This window comes from Synechococcus sp. LTW-R (genome assembly GCF_014217875.1).
In the GTDB taxonomy this organism is placed as follows: Bacteria; Cyanobacteriota; Cyanobacteriia; order PCC-6307; family Cyanobiaceae; genus Vulcanococcus.
In genome coordinates, this window is sequence record NZ_CP059060.1 from 255,947 (window position 1) to 265,114 (window position 9,168).

Consider the following 9,168-nt stretch of genomic DNA (forward strand, 5'->3'; position numbering starts at 1 on the left):
TGCGGAGTGGTCACGGTTGAGTCCAGGAGCGGGCTAAGGATCCCCAGCCGCCTGCACTGGGAATGTCGCCGTTCATACCAAGTTCTGCGGCTAGGCACATTCACTTAGGCAGAGGCGTGCCAGTCGAGGCGTTGACTTTGGCCGTTGGCTTGGACCTCCACCAGCTCGATGCCTTTGACGGTTCCGTCCTGTTGATACCAGGGGTCTTGGCAGATGCTGCTGAAGGCTTGGCGGGCGGCCTCAAGCGAGGGGAAGTCGCCAACGGGGGTGCTGCCCCAGGCGTCATGCGTCTTGATCCGGAAGGTCATGGACGGAGCTCACGACTGCACTCCAGTGTCCGGCATGCACCCATGCAACAAACCCCCCAGCGTTCGGCGGGAGCGCTGGAGGGTTGTTGTTGGGGGCCTCAAGGGGGGCGGCCCCCGTTTGGAGCGCGGGTTGGTACTCGACCGCCTCCAAAACCGTTATGGCTCTGCGCCTCAGCGAGGAGCCATAGGCACATTCACCGGTTTTAAAAGATGCCGAGCGTCTTCTTCTTGCAATAGCCCGCTCCAATGTTCATCCAGCCGGAACGGCAGGGTTGGCCGTTGGTGGGCGCCACTTCGTAGTAGATGGGCGAGACGCAATGGCTCCCCAGATCGTTGACGTAGCCCAGCGGGCATTGGTTTTGACCGGCCGCCTTCGGAATGCGTTTTTGGGCCCAGCTCGGGCCAGCGGCGCTGAGGACAAGCAGCAGCAGCGCGCCGCTGATCAGGCTGAGGGAAGGGCGTGTCACGGGCCCGGATCGACTGGGATCAAGCTAGGAAGCCTTCTCGGATCTGGCCGCAAGCTGATGGCTGCGGGCGCACTGCAGCGCCTCGAGCCGGGTCAGGCAGATCTCCACGCCGATGAAGCGGGTGATGGCGAGCCGTCCGAGTCGTTCCCGGTAGCGCTCCTGGGGGACCGCGAGGATCACCCGCCGTCCTTGGCGGGTGGCATCGCGGCAGACCGCGTCGATGGCCAGGGAGGCCGTGACCCCCAGATGGGAGACGGCCGTCAGATCGAGGATCAAGGTGGCGTAGGCAGCGCTTTCCTGGAGGAGCTGCGTCAGATAGCGGCTGGCCCCAAAGCTCAGCGGGCCCGCCAGGTTCAAGAGCGCCAGCTCACTGCCAGCTTCCCGCAGCAGCGCTTGCTCCTCGCCAGCGAGCTTCAGGGCATTGGGATCTCCATCGCCGCCGGCGATCCGTTGGCTGCTTTTTTGAAGGGCATCGGCCTGGTCCTTGATGGTGATCACGTTGGCCAGCGAGACCCCGATCACCACCGCGGTGACCAGGTCCCAGAAGACCGTGAGCAAGAGGACCAGCCACATCAGACCCGTGGCTTTCCAGGAGAGGCGTGGGGCGCGCTTGAGGAAGCTCCAGTCGACGATCTCCAGGCCCACATGCAGCAGGATTCCGCCCAGGACGGCCAGAGGGATGCCGGCCGCGAAGGGGCCCGCCCCCAGGGTCACGATCAGCAGGGCCAGCGAGTGGACCATCCCCGAGAGGGGGGTCTTGCCTCCGGCCTGCACGTTGGTGACGGTGCGCATCGTCGCGCCCGCTCCAGGTAGGCCACCGACGAGGGCGGCGGCCATGTTGCCCAGGCCCTGGCCGATCAGTTCGCGATCGGAGCGGTGTTGGGTTCGGGTGATGTTGTCGGCCACCAGGGAGGTGAGCAGCGAGTCAATCGAGCCCAGGACGGCGAGGGTGATCGCATAACCGCCCAGCAGGCGGAGGTCATCGAAGCGCAGCTCGGGCCAGCGCAGGGTCGGCAGGCCCTGGGGAATGGCTCCGAGGCGGGGGAGGGAGCCCTCCGGCAGCAGGGTGCTGAGGGCCGAGATCACGACCAAGGCCACCAGCGGGGCGGGGATCCAGCGATTCCAGCGCCGGGGGTAGGCGCGGATCAGGGCAAAGGTCAGGCAGCCAATCAGCAGGGCCAGGCCGTTCAGGTTGGGGAGTTGTGCGGGGAGCGCCCCCAGGATCTGGGGGATGGTGCCCTTGAGGTTGAGCCCCAGCAGGATCGGCAGCTGCAGCACGACCACGATCACGCCGATTCCCGACATGAAGCCGGAGATCACCGAATAGGGCATCTGCACGATGTATTGCCCGAGGCGGAAGACCCCGAAGAGCACCTGCAGTCCACCGGCGAGCAGCGCCACGGTGAAGGCCACCGCCAGGCCGGCCTCCGGGCCATAGCGACCCACCAGTGCCGTAATGACCGCGGCCATGATCACGGTCATCGGGCCGGTGGGGCCCGAGACCTGGGAGGGGGTGCCGCCGAGGGGGGCGGCGATGAAGCCCAGAACAATCGCGCCCCAGAGGCCTGCGATGGCACCGGCCCCCGAGGTCAAGCCAAAGGCCATGGCCAGGGGCAACGCCACGACGGCGGTCGTGATGCCGCCGGTGATGTCTCCACGCCAGTTCTTCAGCCAGGGCTGGCTCCAGGTCCGACTGAGTCGCCAGACCTTGGACTCGGGGGGCTCACGGAAAGGAGAGCGCATGCTGCAGCCGCGGTCAGCTCCCTTCAGGATGCCGAGGGTGGCCTCGCTGTCAGCCGTTTCGCAAACCGTTGTTGGGTCGGGGCCAGGATCAGCAAAGAGAGGCCCCCGTGTTGGAGAGCGGGCGCAGGGCGATCGCTTCCAGCACTGTTATGACGCCGAGCCGCTGGCCCTCGTCATGAGTGGAAATACCTAATGGCCGTCGCGGTTCACGCTGCCGCGCGGTGGTGTCGGCCGTTTGCGAATCGTCAGCGGGCGATTGCCGAACTGCCGCCGGGCCAGGGTGAAGGCGTGCCCCTCGCTGAAGGCAATCAGGTGCAGTTCTGAATCCCCGTCGGGGAAGTGAACGGTGAGATCAAAACAGGGCACAACAGAGGCCGATCGGTCACATTTCCACGTCGTAGCCATGGGGGCTGGCTGGCGTCAGCTATTCCGGGACTTCGCTCTCTTTCTGGTGGCGTGGCTGATAGCCCTGGGCTTCGGCCAAATAGCGCAACCAGACCTGGCTCTTGCGATCGGGCATCCCGGCTGCACCGATGAGGCCGAGGGGGCCAAAGATCAGCCCGGCCCAAAACCATCGGGCGCCCCGCCTGGCTTTGGCCCGGGCGATTGACGCCGAGATGAAGCCGCAGGGCAGGCAGACCATCAGGAAACCGATCACGTAGCCCATGGCTGAATCCGTTACTGCTCCTCTCTTAGCAATGGGTTCTGGAGGCGATCGGGGGACGCTTGGATGGAGCGAGCGCTGAGGGCCTGGTGCCAGCACTCCAGAACGGTTGGGCGGAACTCGCTGTCTTGGCGTTCGCCTTTGTGGCGTTGCAGATCTGGTGGCTCACGGCCATCAGCCGCCGGCGCCGTCTGGCCAAGCCTTTGACGGAGCAGGAGTTTCGCCAGGTGCTCGAGCGGATTTGGATGCAGCGATCGCCTATTGATCGCTCCTGATGGGGCAGGTCAGGGCGCAGGCGTGCTGGTCCTCGACCATGCGCCGGAGCTCGTGATCCCGCAGCAACAGCATCAGCCGGGTCCCGCCCATGCCGCCGATGGCCGTTCCTGTTTGTTCGCTGACCCATGCGCCCGCCGATTGCAGGTCGGGGAAGAAGTCGGGGCAGAGCCGCATCAGGCGACCGGCCAAGCCGGTGCTGATCCAGCGCTCATGGGCTGAGCGTTTGACCTGCTCCTGGATGTTTTGGGCCATCGACATCTGGAGCCGCTGGAGACAAGGATTGGAAACTCACCTCTTGCCTCCGGACTAATCGGCTCCAGCAGCTCAGGGCCAGGGAATTAATACCTATTTCTTCCGTTTTTCTTCCGAATTGTCCCCGTTTGGGGCGCTCCCCGTTCAGGTCTGCGGCTGGTTGGAGCCCGCGTGGTTGGGGAAGGGGTGAGTGCTGCTGTGGTCTCCGCCTTCGCCGTAGTGCTCCAAGTAGGAGAGCCCCACGGTTCGCAGCATCATTCCGCAGGCGTGCTGGTCGGCGCCGTGCTGCTGCTGCCAGCGCTCCACCAGCGCGATGACGTCTTGATAGCCGTTCTTGAGGAAGTCCTCGGTTGGTTCCCAGGGCACGGTCCTGTTGCGGTCGCGAGACGATCTGCCCACAGCTTCTCAGCAATTCCTGGGGGCGGCATCTCTTGTCATGAGCTGTGGTCAGGCCGCCTCTGGGCACCAGCCCACCTGGCGTTCGCGCCGGGTCAGCCAATGCCTGCACTTTTTCGTGAGGTGTTCCCCTTGGTCGAGCTGCTTGGACTGCAGCTTGCAGCCGAGCAGGGTTCTGCAATGGGCGTCGGTTCCGTAGGTGAAGTGTTGGCAGGTGATGCAGACCCGTCCCGATCGGGAGGCCCGCAGCAGCTTGGCCTCCATGAATTCCCATTCGTCCATGCGCTTGGTGCGTGGTATGCCTGTACTACTCCTGATTGGGGTCCGGCGCAAGCTCCTGGCCGGTGTGGGATCGCTGATCTCAGCAGTGACGGCAACAGTTGCTGATCGTCGTGGCCGTGACACTGGTCGCAGTCGACCGAGTCCCCATGCTTCGGATGTTGACGTTTGCCGCGAGTCTGTTGGTGCTGAAGACGGCGATGGAGCTCTGGCTGGCTGAATCGCTCCTCAGCTCGAGCCCGTCGTCCCGTTCCTTGGCTTAGGACGGGGCCAGCGCCGCGAAGAGCTCGCGGATGGAGTCGAGGTCCAAATCCGTGTTGATGAGGACCGAGGTTTCAAAGTCCTCCTGGAAATCGCTGAGGCTTTGCCGAATCTCTTCTTCGGTTCCTTCCCCGGGCATGGGCGCGGTCGATTGGCCTTGGTCATCCCGCGACAAGATCCGCCAGAAGGCCAGTACGCATTGCTGGCCTGGTGTCAGGGGCGTTTCGCCGAGGGACCAGGGGTGGTCTGAGGCAATTCCTTTGAGCTCCTGCCAGTTGGCGTGGCTGCTCAGTTGCACATCAACGCCGGTCAGCGCCTGCAGAAAGTCTTCTTCCGACATGGCCCCAAACGCTGATCGCTTTCATGCTGGCAGCATGACCACTTCCGAGAAGATCCTGCGGACCGCTGTCGTCTCAGCGCTCTTTGCGGTGGCACTGGCGCTCCTCTCTCGCCTGCTGTTTGGCGTCGTAAATAACGCGCTCTGGACGCTGTCGTTCGGCGTCCCGACCTGGCTGATCGGGATCTTCTGGCTCATTCCATTTCTGCTGGCCTATGGCCTCCCGTTGGCCCTCTTCGCCGGGTGGACGGCCCGGCTTTGGCTCCCTAGCGACAAACCTTCCAGCGACAAGTGGTGAAGCGCGCACTGGAGGGTTGTTGATGGGGCACGTTGCACCGCACCCCTGATGAGGACGGTCCGTGACGTCGAGCCGTCTCCACTGCAGTCATGGCCCAAGCGCGGCAAGAGCGGCAAGGGGGGCTTTTCAACTGGGTCACAATCTGGTGATTGCCGTCGATCGCGCCGTTGGTGCCCTATTCAGGAACCCGTGTTCAGGAAACGCCGCAGGGTCTGAGTTACCGCATCGTCTACCAACGGCGCGGTGGTTTGCCGATCGATTGGTTGGATACCGATGGCGATCCCCTGGAGGGGGCCGATCGCCTGCGGGCCCAGGAGGATTCGGCCCGCTATTTGGCCCAGAGACGCAACACCTTCACCCGTTTTCTGCGGGCCTTTATCGCGGTGCTCCTGGTGGTCTTCAGCTTCAGTCCGGGTGCCTCACCCTGGATGTTGACCATCGGTCTGCTGATCTACCTGGAGATCGCGATCAAGTCCAAGGAGCGGGTTGGTCTCTACAAAGGAATCGCCCGTCAGATCGAGCAGAGGCTGTTCGCGATCGATCAAGCCAGCCAGTCGGATCCTTGACCCGCAGCCCCTAAGGTCGCGAGAGCTTGACCAGGATTCATGGGTCTGCAATTGCACTCCGCCGATTTCCTGAATGACGATGGGGTGACCTATTGCATCAAGCGTGAATCCCTAGACCAGGACTTCACGATCTACGAGAAGCGTGGTGAGGAATGGGTCGATAGCGGCTTGGATCAGGCGGTTCAAGACCTCAACTTCGGCGAGTTCAAGCGCTTGGGGTTGCTGATCAAGCGGATCATGGATCAGGACGACTGGATCGCCTGATCGCTCCAAGACGGAGGCCGCCCCTTCCGGATGGAAGAGACGGCCTAACGCGCTCGTTCATGCATGGGGAGCACCCGTTTCGTAAGGGAACGAAAGAGGGGGCGGAGCTGCTGAGGGAGGTCACCTGGGGCCAGGTGTCCAGGTGTGGAGCAGGGGTGACTCCTTGGGGCACCTGTGGCGGTGCAGATGGAGTGCCGACAGCTCAAACGCTCACGTTTGTTTGATCTGACGGCCCGCTCACGGTTTGAGAAGACTGTTGGAGCAGGCGCCTTCAGTCAGCTCGCTCCTGACATCTGGTTGGGTGGAGTGTCGGCCATCAGAGGCGTCTCCGATCTCGATGGCCATAGCGTCGGGCGGACCGAGGGGGAAGGCAATCGGGCTTAATGCCCATTGCCCCGGAGACCAAATCATCCAAGAATGGTCGGTTGCATGCCCAAACGCCCGCGTCAGCGACCACTCCCGCTCTGGCTGCGTTGGCTGGTTCTTTGGAGCCTGCGCCTGATCAAGATCGCCCTGGTTGGGCTGACCACCTGCGGCTTGGGCTGGGTCTGGCTGGCGATGTACCTCTACTACGAGCGGTTTAAGCAGAGGCGCCTGCCGGCTTCTGGACAGCAGCGGCGTTAGTCGTTGTGCGTGTGACGTGTTGTTGTCCTCAGCACGGACTCCGGCTGACCCTCGTGATTAATTCGGGCAAAGGCTGCTTGTCATGCTCGAAACCCACGTACTCACCTTCTCGATCAACAAGCCGTTTGAGGAGTGGGTCACCATCTATGACTCCTCTGCTTCGCTTCAAGAGGCCGCAGGGATCCAGAGCCTTTTTCGTGGGGTGAGCAAGGACGACCCAACCAAGGTCTGTGCCGTGATGCAGGCTGAAGCTGGGGTGATGGAGCAGTTCATTTCAGGCAATGCCGCGATGATTGCTTCCTCTGGTCACATCCTGGAGAGCACGGTGAGTCAGGTCTTCCTCTGAGGAGGGCGACTAGAGGCCGTGGACGCCTTCGATGCATTTCGCCCAGTCTTTCGGCTGCCATGGCTTGATCCGCCAGGTGATGGTCTTCCTGGGGACTGCAGCGTTTGCCGAATCCTGGCGGTCTAGTGGTGCCAGGCAACAGGGTTGCGGCATTCCTGGTCCTTCACGGCTTCATAGGCCTGCCAAAGCCCTTCGACTTCAGCGCATTTCAGGTTGCGGTCGCAGACGCGATAGCGACCGTTCCCGACCGCATCAATCGTGGAGCCGCGGGAGGTGCGGCAGATCTGCTTGGGCTCGGCCATTCGTTTACGGCATGAAGGATCGGTCCTAGGGACGATCTTTTCCGTGCGGTCAGCAGTATTTCGACGCTTCACAGGCGCCGTTGCTTACCTGCGCTGAATTCAGCTGGCGTGGATGGAATAAAGCGTGATTCCCATCGCCTTGAGGATGAAGTAGCCCGTGAAGCCGAGCACATTCAGGCCGATCACAAAGGCCCAGACGCCCCACGGTTGTTGCTGATCCAGCTTCATTCCATTGGCCGCGGTTGGGGTCAGTGTGCCTCGCGGCCAACAGCTCCCTCACCGGGAACCGGTGGGGAGTGTTGGTTGGGGGGCCGGAATCGGACCCCCGTATCGGACAACGGGGGAATGCACTCGCCCGTCTCCTCAGTGGTTATGGCCTAGGGACTCCTTTGGTGTCAACGGAGGGTGCCGTTGGCTGCTAAAGGGTCCGGTTGCCCTTCGGTGATGGCCACGGAGCGTTTGTAGATCGCACTGGTGCGATCACCCGCTGATTCCATGGCCCGGCGCATGGACCACCAGTACTGAAGGGTCTCTGCCTCGGTCCACACGGGGGGGTGAAGGTCGCCCATGGACTCAACCGAGGCGGCAGCCGAGATTGATGCTCCCTTGATCAAGGAGGCGCCCCAGCCGCAGGGCGACGGCGGCCTCGTGGCGATTAAAGGAGCCCTGGTGGGCGGCAATCCAAGACACCTCGGCCTCGGTAAGCACCCCTGTGGCCATCGAGCTCAAGAAGACTGCGCCGAGAGACATGAGAGACCTGTAACGAAGTCTTTACATTCTGTCGGGTGCGGCTCGGAGGTGCGAGCGGCCTCAATAGCTGTTCTGCTTCAGGGCCGAAAAGCGCGAGGTCGTCTCCCAGGGGGCGGGCATCGCTTTGTCGCGCGGTTTGCCGGCGTTCTGCAACTGCAGTGCGGCGGCACCAGCGGCGTAGCAGGCGGCGAAAACGGCGATGAACCCCATGGCTCTTCTGTGGTTGCCAAAGGTTCTCTGAATCAACCCGGGTCGCCCGTTCAGCTCGAACCGTTCGGGTGCTTTGGGTATTTCTGCTCAGGGCGATACCTGCATTGCCCCCATTTAGGGCTATCGCAAGCTCCGCGTGCACGAGGAGGCTGACTGCACCGCCGAGAGTCGGGGGCTGAAGGTCATGTCTCCCTTGCAGCGTTTCTGTGGTGGGAGACTTTTTCTTGGAATGCCATCGCTTCAGGTTGCATTTGTCATCCCGAAGCTTTTTTGTCGATTGGCCCGAAAGGACGGAGCGCGGCCAATCTTGAGCATCCACTAAATGCAGGGGTCTATGTACACCATCGAGCTCCTCACACACCAGGGCTGGAGTCGCGCCGAGGCCCATGAGCAGCGCGAGCTCGCCGAGATGCAGGCGATGCTGAAGAGCCAGGCGGATGGGCAGACCTATCGGGTTACCTCGCCCGAGCTGAGCACCCTTTGCGTCTTTACTCAGCAGGGTGCGCGTTGTTGGGAGTTGGATCAGCCGAGCGTGGCCTAATGGGAAGGCCGCTCCTCCCGGATGGAAGAGACGGCCTACCTCGCTCGCTCGCGCATGGAGCAACGGCGAAGGACAAGAGTCGAATGGGCTTGGAGCTGCTGAGCGCGACACCTGGGGCCGGGCTTCCAAGTGACGGGCGATTCGTTCTGCCCGCGGGTGGATGAGAAAAACGCCGTAGAGCAGGGGTCTGCCGTCAGCGCGCTCCGTTGGTCTTCTGAGGTGGCGTGTCGTCCAAGACGCCTCCATCATCGATGCATCCACCATCGTTCGGATCGATGGAGCAG

General features: G+C 62.8%; 22 protein-coding genes. 8 read left to right on the top strand and 14 right to left on the bottom strand.

Annotated elements, in window-relative coordinates; all coding sequences use genetic code 11:
- Positions 1 to 104 precede the first annotated feature (104 nt).
- The 5 genes from H0O22_RS01505 to H0O22_RS01525 all read right to left on the bottom strand — a co-directional run bounded on the left by H0O22_RS01505 (position 105) and on the right by H0O22_RS01525 (position 3,185).
- Complete coding sequence (locus tag H0O22_RS01505; RefSeq protein WP_185187320.1) at positions 105 to 308, bottom strand: hypothetical protein; 204 nt, start codon at positions 306 to 308, stop codon at positions 105 to 107.
- A gap of 203 nt (positions 309 to 511) precedes the next feature.
- The gene (locus H0O22_RS01510; RefSeq protein WP_370521498.1) at positions 512 to 754 is read right to left on the bottom strand and encodes a hypothetical protein; all 243 of its coding nucleotides are present in this window, start codon (positions 752 to 754) and stop codon (positions 512 to 514) included.
- 45 nt (positions 755 to 799) lie between these two features.
- On the bottom strand, positions 800 to 2,518 hold the full coding sequence (locus H0O22_RS01515; protein ID WP_185187322.1) for a SulP family inorganic anion transporter: 1,719 nt from the start codon (positions 2,516 to 2,518) through the stop codon (positions 800 to 802).
- Between the two features lie 189 nt (positions 2,519 to 2,707).
- The gene (locus H0O22_RS01520; RefSeq protein ID WP_185187323.1) at positions 2,708 to 2,884 is read right to left on the bottom strand and encodes a hypothetical protein; all 177 of its coding nucleotides are present in this window, start codon (positions 2,882 to 2,884) and stop codon (positions 2,708 to 2,710) included.
- Positions 2,885 to 2,942: 58 nt separating this feature from the next.
- A complete protein-coding gene (locus H0O22_RS01525) occupies positions 2,943 to 3,185 on the bottom strand; it encodes a hypothetical protein (protein WP_185187324.1) in 243 nt (80 codons plus the stop codon).
- Between the two features lie 86 nt (positions 3,186 to 3,271).
- Here H0O22_RS01525 and H0O22_RS01530 point away from each other — a divergent pair, with 86 nt between their 5' ends.
- Positions 3,272 to 3,457: a hypothetical protein gene (locus tag H0O22_RS01530; protein ID WP_255439392.1), complete on the top strand. Its 186-nt coding sequence runs from the start codon at positions 3,272 to 3,274 to the stop codon at positions 3,455 to 3,457.
- On the opposite strand, the gene H0O22_RS01535 is transcribed toward H0O22_RS01530, so the two are convergent.
- From H0O22_RS01535 to H0O22_RS01545, 3 genes are all read right to left on the bottom strand, one after another.
- Positions 3,441 to 3,710, bottom strand: coding sequence for a hypothetical protein (locus tag H0O22_RS01535; RefSeq protein ID WP_185187325.1), 270 nt, complete (start codon positions 3,708 to 3,710; stop codon positions 3,441 to 3,443). The two genes, H0O22_RS01530 and H0O22_RS01535, sit on opposite strands and share 17 nt — an antisense overlap.
- Positions 3,711 to 3,854: 144 nt before the next feature.
- Entirely contained in the window at positions 3,855 to 4,076 is a 222-nt protein-coding gene (locus tag H0O22_RS01540) for a hypothetical protein (protein WP_185187326.1), read from the bottom strand.
- A gap of 81 nt (positions 4,077 to 4,157) precedes the next feature.
- A complete protein-coding gene (locus tag H0O22_RS01545; RefSeq protein ID WP_255439394.1) occupies positions 4,158 to 4,370 on the bottom strand; it encodes a galactose oxidase in 213 nt (70 codons plus the stop codon).
- Here H0O22_RS01545 and H0O22_RS01550 point away from each other — a divergent pair.
- Complete coding sequence (locus H0O22_RS01550; RefSeq protein WP_185188466.1) at positions 4,369 to 4,605, top strand: hypothetical protein; 237 nt, start codon at positions 4,369 to 4,371, stop codon at positions 4,603 to 4,605. The genes H0O22_RS01545 and H0O22_RS01550 overlap by 2 nt on opposite strands.
- A 39-nt stretch (positions 4,606 to 4,644) precedes the next feature.
- Here H0O22_RS01550 and H0O22_RS01555 read toward each other — a convergent pair whose 3' ends face one another.
- Positions 4,645 to 4,986: a hypothetical protein gene (locus H0O22_RS01555; protein WP_185187328.1), complete on the bottom strand. Its 342-nt coding sequence runs from the start codon at positions 4,984 to 4,986 to the stop codon at positions 4,645 to 4,647.
- A gap of 34 nt (positions 4,987 to 5,020) precedes the next feature.
- Between H0O22_RS01555 and H0O22_RS01560 the strand changes: the two genes are divergently transcribed.
- The 5 genes from H0O22_RS01560 (at position 5,021) to H0O22_RS01580 (ending at position 7,081) form a co-directional block, all read left to right on the top strand.
- Positions 5,021 to 5,281, top strand: coding sequence for a hypothetical protein (locus H0O22_RS01560; protein ID WP_185187329.1), 261 nt, complete (start codon positions 5,021 to 5,023; stop codon positions 5,279 to 5,281).
- Between the two features lie 170 nt (positions 5,282 to 5,451).
- A complete protein-coding gene (locus H0O22_RS01565) occupies positions 5,452 to 5,847 on the top strand; it encodes a hypothetical protein (protein WP_185187330.1) in 396 nt (131 codons plus the stop codon).
- Positions 5,848 to 5,886: 39 nt separating this feature from the next.
- Positions 5,887 to 6,111, top strand: coding sequence for a hypothetical protein (locus tag H0O22_RS01570; protein ID WP_185187331.1), 225 nt, complete (start codon positions 5,887 to 5,889; stop codon positions 6,109 to 6,111).
- Positions 6,112 to 6,540: 429 nt separating this feature from the next.
- On the top strand, positions 6,541 to 6,735 hold the full coding sequence (locus tag H0O22_RS01575) for a hypothetical protein (protein WP_185187332.1): 195 nt from the start codon (positions 6,541 to 6,543) through the stop codon (positions 6,733 to 6,735).
- An 82-nt stretch (positions 6,736 to 6,817) separates the two neighbouring features.
- Positions 6,818 to 7,081 carry a DUF3764 family protein gene (locus tag H0O22_RS01580; RefSeq protein WP_185187333.1) on the top strand — a complete coding sequence of 88 codons (264 nt, stop codon included), beginning with the start codon at positions 6,818 to 6,820 and terminating at the stop codon, positions 7,079 to 7,081.
- A 122-nt stretch (positions 7,082 to 7,203) separates the two neighbouring features.
- Here H0O22_RS01580 and H0O22_RS01585 read toward each other — a convergent pair whose 3' ends face one another.
- From H0O22_RS01585 to H0O22_RS01600, 5 genes are all read right to left on the bottom strand, one after another.
- Positions 7,204 to 7,383 carry a hypothetical protein gene (locus H0O22_RS01585; RefSeq protein ID WP_185187334.1) on the bottom strand — a complete coding sequence of 60 codons (180 nt, stop codon included), beginning with the start codon at positions 7,381 to 7,383 and terminating at the stop codon, positions 7,204 to 7,206.
- Positions 7,384 to 7,482: 99 nt separating this feature from the next.
- Entirely contained in the window at positions 7,483 to 7,611 is a 129-nt protein-coding gene (locus H0O22_RS13245; RefSeq protein ID WP_255439396.1) for a hypothetical protein, read from the bottom strand.
- A gap of 167 nt (positions 7,612 to 7,778) precedes the next feature.
- The gene (locus H0O22_RS01590) at positions 7,779 to 7,952 is read right to left on the bottom strand and encodes a hypothetical protein (RefSeq protein ID WP_185188467.1); all 174 of its coding nucleotides are present in this window, start codon (positions 7,950 to 7,952) and stop codon (positions 7,779 to 7,781) included.
- A gap of 4 nt (positions 7,953 to 7,956) precedes the next feature.
- Entirely contained in the window at positions 7,957 to 8,133 is a 177-nt protein-coding gene (locus H0O22_RS01595; protein WP_185187335.1) for a hypothetical protein, read from the bottom strand.
- Positions 8,134 to 8,193: 60 nt separating this feature from the next.
- Positions 8,194 to 8,343, bottom strand: coding sequence for a hypothetical protein (locus H0O22_RS01600; RefSeq protein ID WP_185187336.1), 150 nt, complete (start codon positions 8,341 to 8,343; stop codon positions 8,194 to 8,196).
- A 322-nt stretch (positions 8,344 to 8,665) separates the two neighbouring features.
- Between H0O22_RS01600 and H0O22_RS01605 the strand changes: the two genes are divergently transcribed.
- On the top strand, positions 8,666 to 8,884 hold the full coding sequence (locus H0O22_RS01605; protein ID WP_185187337.1) for a hypothetical protein: 219 nt from the start codon (positions 8,666 to 8,668) through the stop codon (positions 8,882 to 8,884).
- Positions 8,885 to 9,168: the final 284 nt, after the last annotated feature.

Coding starts and splice junctions, on each gene's coding strand:
- H0O22_RS01515 (WP_185187322.1), bottom strand. CDS start 2,518: ATGCGCTCTCCTTTCCGTGAGCCCCCCGAGTCCAAGGTCTGGCGACTC.
- H0O22_RS01590 (WP_185188467.1), bottom strand. CDS start 7,952: ATGGGCGACCTTCACCCCCCCGTGTGGACCGAGGCAGAGACCCTTCAG.
- H0O22_RS01550 (WP_185188466.1), top strand. CDS start 4,369: ATGAATTCCCATTCGTCCATGCGCTTGGTGCGTGGTATGCCTGTACTA.
- H0O22_RS01575 (WP_185187332.1), top strand. CDS start 6,541: ATGCCCAAACGCCCGCGTCAGCGACCACTCCCGCTCTGGCTGCGTTGG.
- H0O22_RS01605 (WP_185187337.1), top strand. CDS start 8,666: ATGCAGGGGTCTATGTACACCATCGAGCTCCTCACACACCAGGGCTGG.
- H0O22_RS01570 (WP_185187331.1), top strand. CDS start 5,887: ATGGGTCTGCAATTGCACTCCGCCGATTTCCTGAATGACGATGGGGTG.
- H0O22_RS01545 (WP_255439394.1), bottom strand. CDS start 4,370: ATGGAGGCCAAGCTGCTGCGGGCCTCCCGATCGGGACGGGTCTGCATC.
- H0O22_RS01580 (WP_185187333.1), top strand. CDS start 6,818: ATGCTCGAAACCCACGTACTCACCTTCTCGATCAACAAGCCGTTTGAG.
- H0O22_RS13245 (WP_255439396.1), bottom strand. CDS start 7,611: ATGAAGCTGGATCAGCAACAACCGTGGGGCGTCTGGGCCTTTGTGATC.
- H0O22_RS01600 (WP_185187336.1), bottom strand. CDS start 8,343: ATGGGGTTCATCGCCGTTTTCGCCGCCTGCTACGCCGCTGGTGCCGCC.
- H0O22_RS01595 (WP_185187335.1), bottom strand. CDS start 8,133: ATGTCTCTCGGCGCAGTCTTCTTGAGCTCGATGGCCACAGGGGTGCTT.
- H0O22_RS01505 (WP_185187320.1), bottom strand. CDS start 308: ATGACCTTCCGGATCAAGACGCATGACGCCTGGGGCAGCACCCCCGTT.
- H0O22_RS01525 (WP_185187324.1), bottom strand. CDS start 3,185: ATGGGCTACGTGATCGGTTTCCTGATGGTCTGCCTGCCCTGCGGCTTC.
- H0O22_RS01560 (WP_185187329.1), top strand. CDS start 5,021: ATGACCACTTCCGAGAAGATCCTGCGGACCGCTGTCGTCTCAGCGCTC.
- H0O22_RS01535 (WP_185187325.1), bottom strand. CDS start 3,710: ATGGCCCAAAACATCCAGGAGCAGGTCAAACGCTCAGCCCATGAGCGC.
- H0O22_RS01585 (WP_185187334.1), bottom strand. CDS start 7,383: ATGGCCGAGCCCAAGCAGATCTGCCGCACCTCCCGCGGCTCCACGATT.
- H0O22_RS01555 (WP_185187328.1), bottom strand. CDS start 4,986: ATGTCGGAAGAAGACTTTCTGCAGGCGCTGACCGGCGTTGATGTGCAA.